Genomic DNA, 18,254 nt, shown 5'->3' with positions numbered 1-18,254 from the left:
TCACCCGACTGTATCAGTTCTCTCTCGACGCGGCCGGCGAAACTCCACTTCTTGCCTCGCCTTGATGATGCGATCGAATTCACAGCGCACCGACTCTTCCGCTTGCGTACTTTCCACAGTCACAGTGACGGCCTTTTCATCAACGGCGACAACCTTGCCGGTGATCCGCCATTGGTCACGATGCGGGTCCTTCAGCTTAAGGCTGACACGCTTCCCTTGCAACCGGCGGTAATCCTCCGCGCGCTTCAGCGGGCGGTCCAAACCGGGGGATGAGACTTCGAGCGTGTAGGCATAGGGAAAGGGATCAGCTACATCCAACGCCGGGTTCAGCGCTCGATGGGCGCGCTCGCAGTCTTCCAATGTCACGCCTTCCGGCTTGTCGATGAAGACTCTGACCACCGTTCGAGAATGCCGGCCGACGATCGACACTTCGACCAGTTCCAGCCCCAGCGACCAAAGAATCGGTTTCGCAACCCGATCGACTTGGTCCACCGGATTCTGGACACGCTCCGGCGCAACATTGTGTTCGGCGTTCACAGCTTGGACCATGGCGGTTGATGAGATGCAAGACGCGCTTCGTCAAGCGGCTCAAACAAAAAAGTGGGCCTGCGCCCACTTAAATCCGACGAACGATACCACGTCGTTACAGGCAAAGCAAGGCCTCACGTCGCCAACTTTTCAAACCGGCCGGCGAGCAGCCGGGCAATGGGACCGGGCGAGCCCGTTCCAATAGGGCGGCCGTCAATGCGCACGACCGGGAGGACCTCGACGGTGGTGCCGCTCAGAAATACTTCGGATGCCGCGTAGAGAGAATCCTTCGATGACGCTTGTTCATAAACCGGGAGGCTTGCTTCCCGAGCCAAATTCAGAATCAGGGATCGCGTCACACCCGATAGGATATGCCGTCCTTCGGGAGCCGTCAAAAGCCGACCATTTGCTACGACAAACACATTGCTGACCGAGCCTTCGAGGACTTCTCCGTGCCGTACAAAAAGAGCCTCAAAGACACCCGCCTCCTTCGCCTGCTGACGCGCCAACACATTCGCCAGCAGATTGACGCTCTTGACATCACATCGCCCCCATCGAAAATCATCGAGCGTGATGGCCTCGACCCCGTTGTTCCGGATCAAATCCGGCAATAACCGCATTTCCCGGACGGTGATGACCAGGGTGGGCCCGGCATCGCTGGGAAACTGATGATCCCTCGGCGCGACGCCGCGCGTGACTTGTATGTAAATTTTACTTTCTTTGTACGCCGCCCTCGAGACGGCCTCGTCTATGAGCCGGCGGCACTCGCTTTTCGAGACGGGCACTCGAATATTCAGCGCGCTCGCACTCTGTTCCAAGCGGGCCAGGTGCGCATCGAGTTGAAACGGACGATTGCCGTAGGTCCGGATCACTTCATACACGCCGTCACCGAACTGGAACCCCCGGTCTTCCACGGACACGACTGCATCGGACAACGCACTAAACCGGCCATTGACATATCCGATATCCGGCACGATCAGCGAGCCTCGCCGGGAAGCGAGGCCGACACGGTGACCTCATACACGTGCCGATCCTCAGCGGTAAACTTCCATCCCAAGCGCTTTTCAAACAGAATACGATGACTACCGGAGATGACCGGCTTGAATTCAAACGTCCGCTGCCCGGAATCGACGGCATTCCCGCTCGCAATCCGGAGATAATCATCGCTGAGCAAAACCAGGCAGGTGGGGTCATAGGAAGGCACCCATAACTCCCCCCTGGTGCGGTCTTCCCACAGATGAATCTGAAACGGTACTTCTACACGGCCGGCCAGCCTGCGCAGGTTCTGCTGTTGATTTGATGTGGACACTTCACAACCAGACAGAGAAGACATGACGCGCCTCTTGTTTATTTAGCCGAAGTCGTTATTCGCGGCAACTCGATCGCGAGTCAGCATTTCCGCCGGCCGCCGACGAATACTTCTCCCCCTTCAATCCGTACCTCATAACTCCCCACGCAGTACCCGCCTCCATCCGTCCCTTGTCCAGTGCGAAGATCAAATGCCAGATCATGCCAAGGACAACCGACCACATGACCCTTCACTCGTCCTTCGCTCAAGGGCCCTCCTTCATGGGGGCAAAGATTGGAAATGGCATAAAAGGTGCCTTCTACGTTGAAGACGGCGATGGTCTTTTGATTCAACGTGACGACTTTAACTTGTCCCTGAGGAATATCCTCGGTCCGTGCGACAAACTGAAACCCTTCCATTGATGAGATCGCCTTTCCTACATGCGCAACGCAAATTTGAGTTCGGCATTGGCCGGGAGACTTTCATGCCGCAGAAATCCGGCCGCCGTCTGTATGACATACCGAACCGGCTCGGAGGAAGGACCATACATCGGACAGGTCTCCTGTGAGCAGGGCGGTACATTTTCATAAAGCTGAACAACGTGGCGGCTTTCGTCAAGCCAGATCATGTCGACCGCCATCTTATATTGCTTCGTATTCAATCGATGTGTTCCCGTCGTTTCAAAGATATAAAGCATGCCGGTATTCGGGGGCAATGCGTCGCGAAACGCCAACCCAAACAGCATCTTTTCCGGGGTGTCCGCCACCTCCGTCTCTAACGTCGCTCCGCTTGGAAAGGTCACGATGATCGTGTCCGACTCTTTGGGACTGGTAAGAAACACGCTGACGCTCATCAAGAGAACCGCCAGCAACGCAAGGGTAATGACTCGATTTCGCTTTTGTTCCGCATCGGATGCCACAGAATTTCTTCTCCTACACGATTCGATGATTGGGCCCAATGGCCCATCGATACTCGCGATTCTAGGGCTTCTGAACAGCGGCACTTCTGTTGACTTGGCGAAGAATCACGGCTTAGAATGCGCTCCTCATTGTTTGAAATATGGTCGTGACAGCTTGAACTTGTCAACTGTTTATCCGTCCATACGAGATCTGAGAAGGAGGCGCGGGTCATGGCACTTCTGATTACCGATGAATGTATTTCTTGCGGGGCTTGCCTGCCGGAATGTCCGAATGAAGCGATTTTTGAGACACGCAGCGATGCGGAAGGCAAAGGGTACCATGTGGGAGACGGCCAGGGAGTGGGCGATAACATCTATGTGATCACCCATGATCGCTGCACGGAATGTGTGGGCCACTTTGACGAGCCACAGTGCGCGGCGGTCTGTCCAGTGGACAATTGCTGTATTTCGGACCCGGCCTATCCGGAAACCACCGATGTGCTTCTGGAGAAAGCCAAGTCGCTCAATCCAGACAAAGAAATTGATGCGAACAAGGTCTGGAGCGGCGTTCGGAACTGAATTCCTGCATTATCGTCAGCGAAAGGAGGCTGCCTGATGGCAGCCTCCTTTTTTCACGCCTTCCTTTGCCCAACTCCCACCGCGCTCCCGCAAACAACGGCGCACTAGCTTTCCTCTGGAAACCGCAGTACTATCTTTCTAAGATCAGGAGAGGAACGGGTATCCCCGCTCGTTCTCGTTCGTTCTCTCCTTGTTTGTATTGATGTCAATTAAAATCCATCTCCGCATGGAGGTGCACTTATGACGCTCAGAAATGGATTTACTCTCATCGTCTTCTGCCTCGCGCTCTGCTTGCCGGGTTTCGTTTCCGCCAGCACAGGGGATATCGGCATCCTCATCGAAGGGTTTGTTACGCGCCATTTTCCCGACGCCTCCAGCCATTTCTGGGTGGTGAACGACACCCAATGGGACGGCGATGAAATGATTGTCGATGTGAATACCGTCGTGGTACAACGCCAGCAACCGATTGCAAACCGTTTCCTGCTGCTGATCGTGTCGGGCAAGATTGAAGCCGCGCAAAACATTCCGCTTGAAGCGGAACCGGACTGTCGCCAAGAAGAAACGTGATATCAGGAGAACGGTATCCCATCCCACCGATCGCCTGACGTGACAACGCCCCGTCCATCACTCGATGGACGGGGCGTTGTCGTTCCTGATCAAAAATAGACAGCAGCTTACATCTAGTCGGCTGCTACTTCCACATCACGAGCGTACCACCCACGTGCGCTGGATGGAGATGGCAGCGATAGCTCAGCGTGTTGCCTTGAGTCGCATAAAAGAGGTCGCTGGTCGGAATACCGATGTACTTGGTTTCACCGGGTTTGAGCACGACTTCCGCCTTCAGCACGGTCGGGGCGCTGGCATTCACGGCATCCGTGAGCTGAAACCCATGTTCACCGGCTGAGTTATTGGTTACCTTCAGGACTACTGGACGTCCCGGCCGCACCTTGAAATCAATGACGGTGACCGGGGGATACCAAACCTTGGTATTGCCGATCTCTAATGCGAACAATTGAGCATCAACGTCCAGCTCCTTGAACGGCTGACCCACGACCGACCCAGTCTCCAGATCGCCGATTTCGACTCCGCCGGCTTGCAGCGCCCATGCGCCAGACGCCCCAGCCACCACTATGCCCAGGCCGAAGAAGACCGCCAACATCGTCTTACCCATGACTTACCTCCTTAAGAGATGTAAGAAGAGATGTGATTAGATTGGTAAATGATAACCACCACGCTGAGGGAACTTCGCATAACCGTTTTCGCCGCACGTGTGTAATGAGGACTGTATATCCGAACAGGAAGACAATGAGGGCCCCTTATAACACAGGGATGAAAATGGAAGCAAGACAGTTCTTAGCTTGACAAGCGGTGCGAACCGGTCGGATTCGATCTCTAGTTTCCCATAATATTCAATGTGCTCGGAGCGTAGGGCCATGGTCTGACATCTCTTCCGGAACGACTGAACCGACCAGCAGGTCATAAGGCGCAAAATCATCGGTGAGGATCAGGCCGGGCGGCCATGGGTTAGTTCGATGCGATGCCAGCAGGCTGATGGCCTCGGGCGGAAGCCGCCGAGCCTGAACCAGTGATTGGACCCGCAAAATAAACTCATTATGCGAAGCCTGCTCAACCGGCTCTCCGCCTAGGAAGATGAGATTCTCGCCTCCTTGATGCCTGGTACGCCACGGCCCCTTGACCGCATATGTTTCAAGCACCGGAAAGGCGGTCTTCAGCGTCTCCACTACCGCATTGGCGCGCACCAGATCGCCGCCTTCTCCTGAAGAGGCCATATTGACGGCCACGACACCGGACGGATTCAGTCGCGAACGTAGTTCAGAAAAGAATTCAACGGTGGTGAGGTGAAACGGAATGAGATGCCTCGCGAAGGCATCGGCCCAGATCACGTCATACTTCTGGGCGGTCCCGTTGAGAAACGCCCTTCCGTCTTTGACAAAGACGTGATGGTTTGCCGGTGCCCGGTAGCCAAAATACTCGTCAGCCATACGAACCACCGCCGGGTCCACTTCCACGATATCCAGTTCCAATTCCGGCCAGTATTGCGCCAGCCACTTCGCCAAGGACCCCCCTCCGTGTCCGAGAATCAGGCCTCGTTTCGGCTCCGGAGTCAATGCAAGCGCCGCAACCATCATCTGACTGTAGGGCAAGAACAACGTCACAGGATCCGATTTCCACATGACGGCATGCCAGGTGCGGTCAAGAACGAGATAGCGGAAAAGGTCATCGTCGCGCACTCTCACCTGCTGGTATGGGCTGTCTTCCTGATGCACCACACGCGATGAGGTGGGCGCAGGAACCGATAATTGCCAGCCGATCAGGAACAACCCGATAACAAGCGACAGCGTTACTTTCGATTTGATCGATGTGCCGATCCAGAGCCAAGTGAGCCCCAGCATGAGTTGAATGCCGCCCAGCGAGGCGACCAGGGACTTCGTCCCCAGCCAGGACAGCAGGAAAAATGCGGTGCCCCAGGTGCCGGCCAAACTTCCGAGGGTCGATAGGGCGATCAGGCTGCCGCTGTGCCGTCCGAGATGTCCGATGTCGAGGACCGACAACCGTAAGAGCGCGGGCAACACCCCGCTCAATCCGAATGCCGGCGGCGCCAATAACACGCTGGCCGCCACGCTGGGGCCCCACCGCGGATCTTCAATCATTTGGGACACCCACAGGATGGCGGTCTGACCGGCCGACGCGATGAGCAGAGTCCAGCAACCTGAAAACAGCAACAATCCGGCGAGCACGCTGCCGACCCGGTATCGATCGGAGGCCCAGCCGCCGAACGCATAGCCTGAGCTCATGGCGGCGAGGATGACGCCGATCAACGCACCCCATACGAACAACGAATTGCCGAAGACCGGAGCGAGCAGGCGGCTCCCCAAAATCTCCAGCGCCATGACGACCCCACCGGTGATCATCGCTGTCAGAAGAAGAAAGATGCGGGAGTACGAAGACGCAGCTAAGCGGCTCATACCGGAGCTGATAAGGAGGCTCGACGGGCGGATCGGATGGTCGACCGGAGCATGATGGAGTCAATCACAGAGTCCCCCAATTCTTAAAATACCGCAACAAATCACGGACCGAAACCATCCCCACGATGACGCCTTCCTCACTTACGGCCAGATGCCGGATACCCCGCTCGGCCATCAAATCACTCGCATCGTGGGCGGAACGGCTGATATCTATCGTCACGACAGGAGCGCTCATGACCGACCGGACCAGTACTTCGCCCGCCTGAAATCCGTTCGCCATCGCTTTCCTTACCAAGTCCGCCTCGCTGACTACCCCGATGAAACGGCCCCCCTCAATCACCAACAGCGCGCCGACACGACCATCCCGCATGTGTTGCGCTGCGATCAGCAGACTTTCATCGGGGCCGACGGTCTTGCTGACCGGCCGCATCATAACCGCGAGCGGACGCAGAATTGGACCGGTCTGTGTGGCCATTTCTAGACCTCCGTGGTCAGAGCGCACAATTCTACTGAGCCGCCGGGCAATCTGCAATTCTCTTCTCCACGCCGAATAGGGCAGATTTGATTGCCCGGCCGGGTGGGCGTTGCTATACTGACGACGGTTTTTCGCCCATGCGTCCATATTTATTGAGGAGGGTCGGGCTCCATGCACATCAGCGTAATTGGGACCGGATATGTCGGACTTGTGACCGGGGCCTGTTTTGCAGAATTCGGCGTGAACGTCACCTGCATGGACACCGATGCCAGCCGCATCGCCATGCTGGAAAAAGGCGAAGTTCCATTTTTCGAGCCCGGCATCACGGAGTTGGTTGCCAAAGGCATCAAGGAGCATCGGTTGACCTTCTCAACCGACGTGGCGAAAGCGGTCGACAAAGCGCTGGTGATTTTTATCGCGGTCGGCACTCCTCCCCGGGCGGATGGCTCCGCGGATCTTTCCTTTGTCGAAGAGGTAGGACGAGGCATAGCCCGTCACATGAATGGATACAAGGTCATTGTGACCAAGTCCACCGTCCCCGTCGGCACCGGTGAGAAATTAAGGGAAGTGATCAGAGCCAATCAATCCGGCCGGTCTCGCTTCGATATTGTCTCGAATCCCGAATTTCTCCGAGAAGGATCCGCCATTGAAGATTTCATGCGCCCCAATCGTGTCGTGATCGGCGCGGACAGCGAACAGGCCGTGGCGATCATGAAGGACCTCTACCGGCCTCTCTACCTTATCGAGACCCCCTTCGTGGTGACCGATATCCCGACCGCTGAAATGATCAAATACGCTTCGAACGCTTTCCTTGCGGTCAAGATTTCGTTCATCAATGAGGTTGCGACCGTGTGCGAGCGGGTGGGAGCCGATGTGCAGGTCGTATCCAGAGGGATGGGGCTGGATAACCGGATCGGTTCGAAATTCCTCCATGCGGGCCCGGGATTCGGCGGCTCCTGCTTTCCCAAAGATCTGGCCGCTTTGGTCCAGACCGGCGAGCGGGTCGGCTATCCGTTACAGATTGCCGGCGCAGCGGCCAAGGTCAATTACGAGCAGCATCTCAGGATGATCGAGAAGATTCGCGATGCAGCGGGCGGACTGAAGGGAAAAGCGTTCGGCTGCTTGGGCCTCTCCTTCAAGCCCAACACCAACGACATGCGTGAAGCGCCGTCATTGACGATATTGAGAGAGCTAATGAAGGAAGGAGCCACCGTCAAGGCCTATGATCCGGCCTCCATGGAAGAAAGCATCAAATTGCTGCCGGGCCTGATCGCATGCAAAGACACCTATGATGTGGCAGACGGCGCCGACGGCTTGATCATCATGACGGAATGGAACCAGTTTCGAAATCTTGATTTCGAGCGGCTCAAGAACTCGATGCGCCGCCCGCTGCTGCTCGACCTGCGAAATGTCTATGACACGGACCGGGTCGTGGGATTCGGTTTCCAGCATGTCTCGGTGGGTCGTCCCACCAAGGGTCCGGCTTGCTGAGAGGAGCCGCTCTGCGAACTAGCTGAGGAGCTTTGTCTCCTCAGCCTTCGCCTCCGTCTTTTTGGGCTTATAGCCCATTCGATCCAACACCTTCATGATTCTGGTTTTCAGACGATCATCCGCTTCGGCCAGCGCAGTGGCCAGCGGTTCGACGGCCGGCTTGCCGATTTTTCGGATAATCTCCGTCACCGACTGCCGGAGCTCGTCCTCTTCTGAGACAAGAAGCGGAACCAGCGACGACACCGTAGGGCCGCCGATTTTAATCAGCGAATCATACGCCCGCTGGCGCACATCGCCCACGTCGTCCATTAACGCCTCGACCAGAGGGCCGATGGACCGGGGATCCTTGAGGTCCCCGAGCACTTCCGCCGCATATTTGCGGTTCAGCCAATGCGAATCCTTCAAATCCAGCAACATGGCATCCGCCTTGGCGGTATTCGGATCTTTCGCCCGGACTCTGAAGCTCTTCGCGATGCGCTTGCCGCCCTCTTCGACGACGCGAATGGTGGCGCCGTCCCCGACTTTCAGCTTTGCGAAGTCTTCCAGGGCTTCCTCTCCCACATCGAGCACGACCGTCTTGCCGTCATAAGCCAGCAGTTCCACTTCAATCTGCTTGGCCTCCGGGTGGATCGCTACAACCCGTTCCGTCACGAGATTGAACCCGTCCTTCTTTGGCCCGCCCTTCGGACCGATTTGAATCAACTTCGTCGGCGTCTCTTCTGCCATAAATGTGTTCCTTTTATCCGGTTAAGTGGCGGGATTCTGCTTCCAACCCAGACTTGCCAAGACCCCTTCCACGGTTTCCTGCACCATCGTATTTTCATCTTCCAGCAACGGCAGCAACGGATCAATCGCCTGCTTCGCGCCTAATCGCGCAAGCGATTCAGCGGCATTGCGGCGAACCAACCAATCTTCATCCTTCAGGGAGTGAATCAAGGCGTCGCTGGCTCGGACGTCGCCGATCTTACCTAATGCTTCGGCAGCATGCCGCCGGACCATCCAATTATTGCCCAGCAACCCCTCGATCAGCGCATCGACCGCCCGCCGGTCGCCGACTTTCTTCAACACCCGCGCCACATCCTCCCGTACGGTGCTGTCTCCCAGCGCGTCAATCAAGCCGGGAACTGCAGCCGAATCGCCGATCCGTTCCAAGGCCCACACTGCAGCGGTGCGGACGGCGCCGTCTCGATCCTTCAATGCGTGGACCAGCGGCGCGACGGCCCGCGGATCGCGCAGCCGCCCCAACGCGTTCGCCGCCTGCTCGCGAATCGCCCACTCGTCGTCCGTAAGGGCCTCGACCAACTGATTGAACGCCCCAAGCCCGATTCGCACCACCGCATTGGCCGCCGCCTCCCGGATGACGACATCTTCATCGGCCATCAACCCAATCAATTGGGGAACGGCTCCTTCCCCCATTTGCCCGAGGCTGGCCACTGCGTGATCTCGCAGGGCTTCATTTTCGTCCCGCAATGCCGAAATCAATTGTTCAATACGATCGGTGTCACTCATGTTCATCCTGTCCCGACGGTGTCACCGCCTCCATGCTTTCCAATGCCGCCAGTTTATCGGCGATCAGTCCCGCGCTATAGGCCACGAGGCCGTCGCGGTCGGTGCGCAATTTGTTGAACAATTCCGCGTGGGGCCGCAATACTTCGACGTCTTTCACCTTGGCCAAGGCCTCCATGGCGAAGACCCGAAGCGGACGAATCGGGATAGCCTCCAGATACAGTTGCGCCGGCCGAGGATCCCCGATCAACCCCAATGATTTGAGTGCGTACTCCTTCACGCCCGTATCCTTGTCCACCTCCATGCGCCTCATCAGCGGGACGACCGCGCGAACATCCGCGATCATGCCCAATAGATCCGCTGCCGCCTCGCGCACGACCCAGTCTTCATCCTCCAGATATTCAATCAAAATTTCGACGCTGGGCCGGCCGATATTGAGCAGATCGATCACGGTCGCCATGCGGGCCTCCTCTCGCTCGCTGGCTCCCTCGACATCGCGCAAGGCATTGAACGCCGAATCGATACGGTCCCGAATGGCGCCCAGTTTCTTCAAGGTCCGAACGGCGATTTCACGCACATGCGGGTTGCTCATGGCATCGATAAATCCGTCGGCGGACCGGGGATCGAGTAGATGCTCAAGAATCGTGGCGGCCGTCAGTTGGGCATCCGGCTCGGGATGTTTGAGCATGTCGCACAAGGGCGCAATCGCGTTCGGAACGACCCCAAGCAGTTGTCTCACCAATTGCTTGCCTTCCTCGCTCGACGAGGCATAGAGCTGTTGCACCAGCGCCGCGCCGGTGGCAGCATCCAGCACGCCAGCCATCTGCTCCAGCGCCGCCGCTCCTGCCTGACGAACCCCTTCTTCCGGATCATTGAGTAATTGGACCAAAGACACGCCCGCCGCCGGATCCTTCATCCGCGCCAACATCCCGGCCGCTTCAATTCTGAGCGGCGCAGGCCCGTTTCCCAGCGCCTGGACCAAAGCACGAACGGCGCGCGGCCCCCCGGCAAGACAGGCGGCGGTGGCCCGCATGCGGCGCCATTCCTCCTCATGGACCAGTTCGAGAACCAGTGTTTCAATCGTTTCTTTAGACATCTTAAAAGAACGCGGTGATTGAGTGATTTTGTGGCCTGGTGATTCTGCGGTATGAAGACCGCCTCCGCCGAGGAATTACCAGATCACCAAATTGCGAGATCAATCCTGGTCATACCCGTCCCGGTCGCCACCCGATCGCCGTCAACGTCTCCCTGACATGGTACCGAATATTCTCATCGGATTCCCGCGCCAGCATGGGCAGGAGCGAGGGAATTACCACTGGTCCGAATCGCGTCAAGGCAGCCGCTGCTTCCGCCCGCGTCACCGTATTCCCCAGCGCGGCGACCAATGTCGGAATCGTCCCCTCGTCGCGAATGAGTCCTAAGGCGCGCACCGCGATGCCCATCGTCAACATCTCTTCACTCCACTGGTCGCCGCAGCCCGTCACGGAGCGGTTTGTTTCCGGCCGGCATTTGCCCGCCACAATCTCCTGCAATACTGGGACAGCCCGGCCATCCTTGATTTTTCCCAGGGCTTCCACTACGAGAGGTCGCAAACCCGGCTCCTCGATGACCTGAAAGAGAAAGTCTACGGCTTCGGCATGGCCGATGTCCCCCAGCGCCCTGACGACATCCTCCCTGATCGCGGAATCACGGTCATTGAACAGCGCGAACAATAAGGGCTCGACTGCATCCGGCGATTTCAGCTTGCCGAGCGCCTCGATCGCATGAAGCCGCACCAACCATTCCTCATGCCGGAGCGCCTGCACTAGAGAGGGGATCGAAGCCGCACCGATCGCAGCCAGCGCACCGGCCGTTTCTTCCCGGACGGCTTTGACCTTGTCTTGTAACAGCGGCACCAGCGATGGGACCGCCTGCGCGTCCCCGATGTGCCCCAATGCCTTAGCCGCATGCATCCGAACGATCCAATCGGAGCTGGCCAGAGCCTTCACCAGGGGATCGAAGACGCGGGCGTCACCGATGCCGGCGAGAATTTCCGAGGCTGCCTCCTGAACCTGTAACGGCGTCTCGTCGAGACAGCGACCGAGCGCCTCAACTGCCGGTTCGCCGATGGAGGTCAGCGCGCCAATCGCCGCCTGCCGGACAGCTCGGTCCTCGTCGCCAAGCATGAACGTGAGAGGAAGAACCGCCCGCGGATCTTTCAGCCGGCCTAGGGCCGCCGCCGCGTCCTCTCGAACGGCCCAATCTTCATCCTGTAACGCCGAGATCTGCTCGACCACCGGATCGGCCACGAGTTCACCTTTTCCCGTCTCGCATTGCAGGGCACGTATCGTCAACCCGGCCGGCCGCCGCGGGCGATGTCGCCGCTCGGACCAAAACGGCCGGTATCTCCCAGCGGTTGATTCACCCGCAAGTTATCTGCCTGGCTCGAATCGATCGACGATTCATCCAGCGGTGGGGTCCAACCTAATTTCTCCAACGTTTCGAGCACGAGCAACCGAAGCGCGTCCTTGGCGCTCAGGCGAACGGAGGCGTACGACAGCACCCGTTCCCCTTCGCTTTCCACCTCAGAGGCTTTTGGATCGTGAAGGAACGACACCAACGGTTCAATCGCGGTGTCCCCGATCAGGACAAGCGCGCTGGCAGCCTTCTCGCGCAGAACCCCGTCTTTGAGCAGCATGATCAGATCCGGAATGACGCGGGGATCGCGGAAATGACCCAAGGCGGTGGCCGCCGCTTCCTTGATAAAGGCGTCCTCACTCACGATGCAGCCGGGAGTCGGGGTTCCGGCTTGCTTGATGCCTTTGCCTTTCAACGCGTCCAACACCGCCGGCAGCGCCCGTGGATCTCCGATCATGCCTAGCGAGGCGATCGCATGGCGCTTGACGGCTCCGTCTTTCATCGCCTCCATGAGGGCATCGATCGCGCGCGGGTCGCCGATCATCCCCAGCGCAATGGTCGCATCTTCTCGAACGGCTCGATCGGGGTCTTTCAGCATGGCAATCAGGGCGTCCACGACTTTGGGCTCCCTTACCCAGCTTCGCCCGATCTGGTAGTCGGTCGTCATGCCTCCAAGCGCCCGGGCCGCGTGGCAGCGCACGACGAAATCCTTATCCTTCAAGCTGTCGATTAGCGGATCAACGGAAGCTTGCCCGATATAGACGAGCGCCGTCCCGGCGGTCTCACGCACCGTTTTGGAGGAGTCGCGGAACAATTTGATCAACGCCGGCACCGCTTTAGGATCTCCGATTTTTCCCAGCGCCTCGGCCGCGGCGCTTTTGACGGCGCCGTCGCGATCGCGGCAGGCGAACAGCAGCGCCTCGACGGCGCGCGGATCACGGAGATCGCCGCAAGCCTTAGCCGCATGTTCACGAACCCGCCACCGCTCATCCTTCATGGCGACGATCAACCGATCCACCACCGCGGCTCCCATATGGGCGGTCGCGGCGACAGCCTCGTTGCGGACCTCCATGATCGGGTCATTGAACAAGCCGATCAAGGCCTCGATGGCCTTCTGGCCGCCGATCTTCGCGACTCCCCACCCGGCATGGGACCGCACCGACCAATAGTCATCCCCACAGGCGCTCACCAAAGAATCCAGCGTGCTGGGCTCGGCTCGCTCCGCAAGCGCTTTGGCAGCCTCCTCGCGGGTGGCATCGTCCACGTCTTCCAGCGCTTCCAGTAAATCATCAAGAGCCTGCGCCATAGTTCACCTCGGTGCTTCTTTGTAATAATTGTCGCGCTTGCCCCCATACGGATACGTGCGGCTGCAGCGGACCGTCAGGGTTTGGGTGCCCCGTCCCTCGACACACTGGTCCAACGACTTGGCGAAATCGACTTTTCCATCGAGCGACACCGTGAAGGGAAAGTCGAACGTAAAGGTGCCGAATTTGTATTGACCCGGTTTGAGTTTGAGTTCTCGGCGATCGGTCGTGCGGTAGGCATCCGAGCTTTCCGGATCCAAGGTCATGATCATCGGCGTCACACCAGGCACCTGCCACCATGTCGGGGGTGTCAACGCCGTGGCATCGAATACGATCGCATGCTCCCGCGTATAGGTGGCGGGGGGGGCCGCTTCCGCCGCCAGGCTAGGCAAGGCCAATACGCTGATTAAGAAACAAATCCGTCGAGCTTTTTTCATGCTCATAACAAAAAAATCCATGTCGTCATATTCTCAAGGATGTTTGGCTGACCCATGATTCGATGAAGCGGTTTTGAAAATTTCTTCGACGGCATGACTGTCCCATTCGGTGTGGGTTTCAAGACCGAGCGCCCGCATGACGGTGGCCCCGGTATCGATGATGGAGACCGGCTGGCTGATCGAATGTCCCTTCTTGATCCCTACACCCGACGCAATCCAGGGGATTCGCGCCGCTTCCCCGCTCTGATCGCCCTGTACTTCACCCGCCGAAATGCTCGCTTCACCCTTGGTGCTCAACGAGGTGACGAAGACCGTCGTCCGCTTCAAGAGCCCCAGTTCTCGGTACAAATCCAACACGGATCCCATGGCTTTATCCACGGTCTTCACAGATTCGCGATAGTCCGGCGAGTTCCATCCCTGGGCTTCTCCGGCCCGGCCTGCCGCCGGCAAATGGATCACCAGGAAATGGGGCAGGGACAAAATAGCATGGCCGTGACCGTGCCCGCTGGTCGCCTTTTTGAAATAGTCACGGACATAGCTGATCAGCTTGGCCGTGTTGCATTCCGGCCGCAGCGGCCCACACATCTGGTAGTCCGTGTAGGGCTCCGGTTTTGCGAGCTGATACAACGACTCGTCCATGAAAAAGATCGCGCTGTCCCGCCCCCCGCTGAGATCGAGATAATCGAACACCGTCGGGGCACGCGGGTAGCCTCGGCTAAACTCGAAGGTGTTCCAGGTGATGCCGTGGCGATCGACGGGAAGTCCGGTAATGATCGACGTCATGAGCGGAAGCCGCAGAGCCGGCTTCACGGACGTGGCCGACCATGTCACGGACCCGTCGCTGATCAATTTGCTCAACACCGGCATCGCCCCGCCCTTCAAGGAATCCTGCCCGATTCCTTCGAGGACGAAGAGGATCACATGTTCCGTTTCTGCCACCGTCGGGGGCGGGATTTCTCCGCCGCCGCGCGCGGCAAACAGATCGGCCGGGCCCATGGCCGGCGCCGACAAGAGCATTAAAATCATCGCCAGGCCGCGAAACAGCTGTAGGAGAGAGAATCGAGAAGATCGTCGCATAAACACAGGGGCTTTCCTTTCGTTCGCAAGGGGATAGGTAAGTTAACATGCCATTTTCCGCCAAGGCAAGGCACCGCGCTGATCCAGTTCCAGCCTGGCGCGGATGGCGGATCGGTGTTATCCTCATAGAGCCTGGCGCCGCTGATCCGCTCACTTTAAATGCCACGGCTGCAGATGGCTGATTTCAGTTATCAAAGAATGATCCAGCCCCGGCTTTCATTTTCGTTGTCCTTATCCTTCAAGAACGTCACTGTGGGTCTGCTCTGCTCTGGATGCATGCTCTCCGTGTTCTTGCCCGACCACGTTGCCGCCGAAATACGAACCGTCACGGCTCAAGGGGAATATCGCCTCGGCGATCGCGACACCAAGGAGGATGGTATCCGACTGGCGGCGGAACAGGCCAAACGCCATGCGCTGGAGCAGGTCGCATTCTATCTGGAAAGCATCACGGTCGTAAGGGATTTGGATGTCACGCAGGACGAAATCCGAAGCTATACGGCGGGCGTCGTCACGGTTCAGGATCAACGAATTGCGTTGCGCCTGGAGGATCAGGCCGTCGTCGTTCAGGTCACACTCACGGCACGGGTCGATACGAATGAAGTGGTCCAGGCGCTGGCAGCCGTCAAACAACATGAAGAGGCGCGCGGCGAACTGCTGGCTCTCCAACAAGAGATCGATCAACTTCATCTCGAGCTCGATACGGCGAATCAAGCGTTGGGAGCCGCAACCACTTCCGAGCAAGCGCGGGAATCCAGTCATCGACGCGAAACATTGCTGAGCCAGGCACAATCCAATGCCATGGTGGCCCAAGCCTGGACAAATTGGCTTGTATTGGGCTCGCTGGCCTATCCGTCTGCCTGGAGCAGCGGCTTGCCGCAAATACAAGCCCTGATCTCGGTTGCGGGGCAGTTGAATCCCAACAATCCTCATCTGAATGCCGTGCAGCAAGCGGTGGCCAACCAGCCGCTTGCCCCACCCAGGCCGCCGACCGCCCCCGTGCCGCATACCGTGCCGTTTCTGCCGCGCATGCCGACCTATCAAGTTGTTCCGCGGCCATCTACGACGCCCGAGGCGCCCGGCGATCAATCCACCGATCCATCGATAGATTCGCCGCCGGCCGAACGCCGCCGTGAGAGCATCTCTCAACCGTCGGTCGTCCAACAGAACATTCCACGGCCGTCGCAGCCGCTCACTTCTTCCCGAAATTCTTCTTCACAGGACCTGCAATCCCAGCAATCGGTTCAGCGACCCGGTCACATGTCGCCCGGTGTTCCGACGGGAGGAGGCAAATAACTATGGATCCGCGGCGGGCCAAAACCTGGTCATGGGCCGTCATGTTGGCCGGCGCTGTTTCGATGGGAGGCATCGTGCTTGCCGAAGATCTCCGGACGGATCAGGCGACTGTGCAACGCCATGCCGATGAAGCGTTTCAGCGCCTGGGGAAACAGCGCGGTTCTTCCGGAGATCTCACCTCCGGCCGGGCCGACATGTCCACCGCTTCATCCGCCACCACCCTTCCCAATAACTTACAGAACGAGGTCCAGCAGGATCTTCTCATTGGGCATGGCCAGGGTGATCTCTCCAAAGGGAAACTCGTCTGCCAGCGGGTCTCGGAACTCGCCGCGCGAGCGGATCTGGCAAAACAGATCCGGGTGTTGATCAAAGAACATGCAACCGATCGGATCAGGGAACGGACCGGTCGCGAGCCGGAACAGGACATCGAGGTGGTCCGCGAAGAACTGGTTCAGGAATACTTGCAGGGCGTGAAGATCACGGATCGCCGAGTCGACGAAGCTCAGAAGACGTGCTCCGCGACGGCCGTCATGCCTACACATCCGGCTCTTACGATTCCATCCCCAATTCCGTCCCCGGCTGCAACCACAACCCGCTGATAGATTCCTACCCATTCGGATCGCAGGGCTGCGGTTCCCCGGTTGAAGTCGGACCCACGCTCGGGGTATGAAAGCATTCCATGCCGACCGAGAATAATTTTCATCATGACGAACTCTCGCGCAAGAATCCCGGCGACCGCCTCTCGTACGGCGAGTTGAGAACCGCCGCCTCGCCCGGGACACCGGCTTGGAACGAGGCCATGGGAGCTCTTGGCTCCCGATTGACGGACGCCGGCCTGGGTCTCGTCCTCTTCCTCCATGGGTCCATCCCGGGCACGGATGTGTTTGGGCTCCAAAGGCTCGACGAAGCCGGCGGACTCAAGCGCGGCTACTCTCGAGGCATTTCAGGCCTGGATTCCCTCCTGTCTTTCATGCGGGAGAGCGATAACGGCATCCCGCCGCTTCCAGGCGGCCTGACGCCGCCGCTCCGGAATGATGAGACCACCAAAGCGTTGCTCGATCAGCAGGTCGGCGATGCCGGAAACTTCACCGCCTCCTATATCGATCTATTCAATAAGGCGGTGAATCAAAAATCATCTAAACCGATTCTATGCGTCCGCGAGCTGTGGTCCGGTGAACATCATCATGTAGGCCGTGCGGTGGCCGCTTGTCTATTATTGAGCCGACTTTCCGATCTGGTGACCGCTCACCGGCTCGGACCGGGGAATCGTCTGCTGATCCAGGCCCATGGACAAGCCGGATTGGTGGTCGCGCTCGCATCCAATCTGCTATGTCCTTCGCCGATCACCGGCCGCAGAACCATGTTCGACATTCTGAATGCCTATGCGGAAGCGACCAGTCACGCTCAACTCGGCGCCACCATCAAACGGATCGATCCCTTGCTGGCCTCCGGGGCGCTTCTGAACGGAGCAGCGTTGGATGTAGTCACTTTCGGCATGCCGGTCCGGTACGGATGGGACCCCTCGGGAATCGGCAAGCTGTTGCACATCGTGAACCATCGCATGCTTCGCACCGACGGAAAAACATGGCTCTCGAAGATGGAACTTCCTCAGATCACCGTGGAAATGCCGATCGCCTGGGGAGGCGACTATGTTCAGCAACTGGCTGTCGCCGGAACCGACGCGATCCCGTCCTCGGAGGCGGGCAAGGCATGCAACAAAGGAATTTGGGAATTGGTGGAACCATACGATGGATTCGAGCGCTGGGTGGAATGCGCGCGCCGCGCGGTGCGATGCCCCGGCGAAGGGCTGTGCCTACTGATGGATTATAAGGATTGCACAGGCTCGACCAATGTCCGCGACCACTATTACGGGCACGCCGCCTACACCCGCCTTGATATGATGCTGTTCAACACGACGGAGATCGTGACCCGCCTGTACAGCTGATCTGCTGTCCGCAAAAAACGTCTCCGTCCCTTTTCGCATGCCGACTAAT

Annotated in this window: 21 protein-coding genes; 6 read left to right on the top strand and 15 right to left on the bottom strand. The window is 58.3% G+C overall.

Annotation, left to right across the window (positions count from 1 at the left end; genetic code table 11):
• The 5 genes from ACWGXE_RS01965 to ACWGXE_RS01945 all read right to left on the bottom strand — a co-directional run bounded on the left by ACWGXE_RS01965 (position 1) and on the right by ACWGXE_RS01945 (position 2,735).
• Positions 1-549, bottom strand: a complete 549-nt coding sequence (locus ACWGXE_RS01965) for a ribosome maturation factor RimP (RefSeq protein ID WP_447600905.1) — start codon at positions 547-549, stop codon at positions 1-3.
• Positions 550-662: 113 nt separating this feature from the next.
• Positions 663-1,502 (bottom strand): D-amino-acid transaminase, encoded by an 840-nt coding sequence (gene dat, locus ACWGXE_RS01960; protein WP_447600903.1) that lies wholly within the window; start codon positions 1,500-1,502, stop codon positions 663-665.
• A 2-nt stretch (positions 1,503-1,504) separates the two neighbouring features.
• On the bottom strand, positions 1,505-1,861 hold the full coding sequence (locus tag ACWGXE_RS01955) for a protease inhibitor I42 family protein (protein WP_447600901.1): 357 nt from the start codon (positions 1,859-1,861) through the stop codon (positions 1,505-1,507).
• 56 nt (positions 1,862-1,917) lie between these two features.
• Positions 1,918-2,235, bottom strand: coding sequence for a nitrite reductase small subunit NirD (nirD, locus tag ACWGXE_RS01950; protein ID WP_447600899.1), 318 nt, complete (start codon positions 2,233-2,235; stop codon positions 1,918-1,920).
• A gap of 17 nt (positions 2,236-2,252) precedes the next feature.
• On the bottom strand, positions 2,253-2,735 hold the full coding sequence (locus ACWGXE_RS01945; RefSeq protein ID WP_447600897.1) for a DUF192 domain-containing protein: 483 nt from the start codon (positions 2,733-2,735) through the stop codon (positions 2,253-2,255).
• 210 nt (positions 2,736-2,945) lie between these two features.
• Between ACWGXE_RS01945 and ACWGXE_RS01940 the strand changes: the two genes are divergently transcribed.
• A complete protein-coding gene (locus tag ACWGXE_RS01940) occupies positions 2,946-3,293 on the top strand; it encodes a 4Fe-4S dicluster domain-containing protein (protein ID WP_447600895.1) in 348 nt (115 codons plus the stop codon).
• Positions 3,294-3,533: 240 nt separating this feature from the next.
• A complete protein-coding gene (locus ACWGXE_RS01935; RefSeq protein ID WP_447600893.1) occupies positions 3,534-3,860 on the top strand; it encodes a hypothetical protein in 327 nt (108 codons plus the stop codon).
• Positions 3,861-3,984: 124 nt separating this feature from the next.
• Here the strand turns inward: ACWGXE_RS01935 and ACWGXE_RS01930 are convergent, their stop codons facing one another.
• The 3 genes from ACWGXE_RS01930 to ACWGXE_RS01920 form a co-directional block, all read right to left on the bottom strand.
• Positions 3,985-4,464 (bottom strand): hypothetical protein, encoded by a 480-nt coding sequence (locus ACWGXE_RS01930; RefSeq protein ID WP_447600891.1) that lies wholly within the window; start codon positions 4,462-4,464, stop codon positions 3,985-3,987.
• Between the two features lie 238 nt (positions 4,465-4,702).
• Positions 4,703-6,280: a fused MFS/spermidine synthase gene (locus tag ACWGXE_RS01925; RefSeq protein ID WP_447600889.1), complete on the bottom strand. Its 1,578-nt coding sequence runs from the start codon at positions 6,278-6,280 to the stop codon at positions 4,703-4,705.
• 64 nt (positions 6,281-6,344) lie between these two features.
• Positions 6,345-6,755 carry a CBS domain-containing protein gene (locus ACWGXE_RS01920; protein ID WP_447600887.1) on the bottom strand — a complete coding sequence of 137 codons (411 nt, stop codon included), beginning with the start codon at positions 6,753-6,755 and terminating at the stop codon, positions 6,345-6,347.
• A gap of 171 nt (positions 6,756-6,926) precedes the next feature.
• Between ACWGXE_RS01920 and ACWGXE_RS01915 the strand changes: the two genes are divergently transcribed.
• Positions 6,927-8,246: a UDP-glucose dehydrogenase family protein gene (locus ACWGXE_RS01915; RefSeq protein WP_447600886.1), complete on the top strand. Its 1,320-nt coding sequence runs from the start codon at positions 6,927-6,929 to the stop codon at positions 8,244-8,246.
• A gap of 18 nt (positions 8,247-8,264) precedes the next feature.
• On the opposite strand, the gene ACWGXE_RS01910 is transcribed toward ACWGXE_RS01915, so the two are convergent.
• From ACWGXE_RS01910 to ACWGXE_RS01880, 7 genes are all read right to left on the bottom strand, one after another.
• Entirely contained in the window at positions 8,265-8,972 is a 708-nt protein-coding gene (locus ACWGXE_RS01910; RefSeq protein WP_447600884.1) for a HEAT repeat domain-containing protein, read from the bottom strand.
• A 21-nt stretch (positions 8,973-8,993) separates the two neighbouring features.
• Positions 8,994-9,755, bottom strand: coding sequence for a HEAT repeat domain-containing protein (locus ACWGXE_RS01905; RefSeq protein WP_447600882.1), 762 nt, complete (start codon positions 9,753-9,755; stop codon positions 8,994-8,996).
• A complete protein-coding gene (locus ACWGXE_RS01900) occupies positions 9,748-10,848 on the bottom strand; it encodes a HEAT repeat domain-containing protein (RefSeq protein WP_447600880.1) in 1,101 nt (366 codons plus the stop codon). The genes ACWGXE_RS01905 and ACWGXE_RS01900 overlap by 8 nt, the downstream gene beginning before the upstream one ends.
• Before the next feature lie 109 nt (positions 10,849-10,957).
• Entirely contained in the window at positions 10,958-12,085 is a 1,128-nt protein-coding gene (locus tag ACWGXE_RS01895) for a HEAT repeat domain-containing protein (protein ID WP_447600878.1), read from the bottom strand.
• Positions 12,082-13,455, bottom strand: coding sequence for a HEAT repeat domain-containing protein (locus tag ACWGXE_RS01890; protein WP_447600876.1), 1,374 nt, complete (start codon positions 13,453-13,455; stop codon positions 12,082-12,084). Before ACWGXE_RS01890 ends, ACWGXE_RS01895 begins: the two co-directional genes overlap by 4 nt.
• A 3-nt stretch (positions 13,456-13,458) precedes the next feature.
• Positions 13,459-13,911 carry a hypothetical protein gene (locus ACWGXE_RS01885; protein WP_447600874.1) on the bottom strand — a complete coding sequence of 151 codons (453 nt, stop codon included), beginning with the start codon at positions 13,909-13,911 and terminating at the stop codon, positions 13,459-13,461.
• A 12-nt stretch (positions 13,912-13,923) separates the two neighbouring features.
• Entirely contained in the window at positions 13,924-14,967 is a 1,044-nt protein-coding gene (locus ACWGXE_RS01880; protein ID WP_447600872.1) for an alkaline phosphatase family protein, read from the bottom strand.
• Between the two features lie 276 nt (positions 14,968-15,243).
• On the opposite strand from ACWGXE_RS01880, the gene ACWGXE_RS01875 reads away from it, so the two are divergent.
• From ACWGXE_RS01875 to ACWGXE_RS01865, 3 genes are all read left to right on the top strand, one after another.
• Positions 15,244-16,260 carry a hypothetical protein gene (locus ACWGXE_RS01875; protein WP_447600870.1) on the top strand — a complete coding sequence of 339 codons (1,017 nt, stop codon included), beginning with the start codon at positions 15,244-15,246 and terminating at the stop codon, positions 16,258-16,260.
• Positions 16,261-16,262: 2 nt separating this feature from the next.
• On the top strand, positions 16,263-16,859 hold the full coding sequence (locus tag ACWGXE_RS01870) for a hypothetical protein (RefSeq protein ID WP_447600868.1): 597 nt from the start codon (positions 16,263-16,265) through the stop codon (positions 16,857-16,859).
• An 80-nt stretch (positions 16,860-16,939) separates the two neighbouring features.
• Positions 16,940-18,205 (top strand): hypothetical protein, encoded by a 1,266-nt coding sequence (locus ACWGXE_RS01865; RefSeq protein ID WP_447600866.1) that lies wholly within the window; start codon positions 16,940-16,942, stop codon positions 18,203-18,205.
• Positions 18,206-18,254: the final 49 nt, after the last annotated feature.

The sequence above is a fragment of the Nitrospira sp. Nam80 genome (assembly GCF_965152575.1).
The sequence above is the reverse complement of the archived record's forward strand: the minus strand, read 5'-3'. Positions and strand labels throughout refer to the sequence as shown.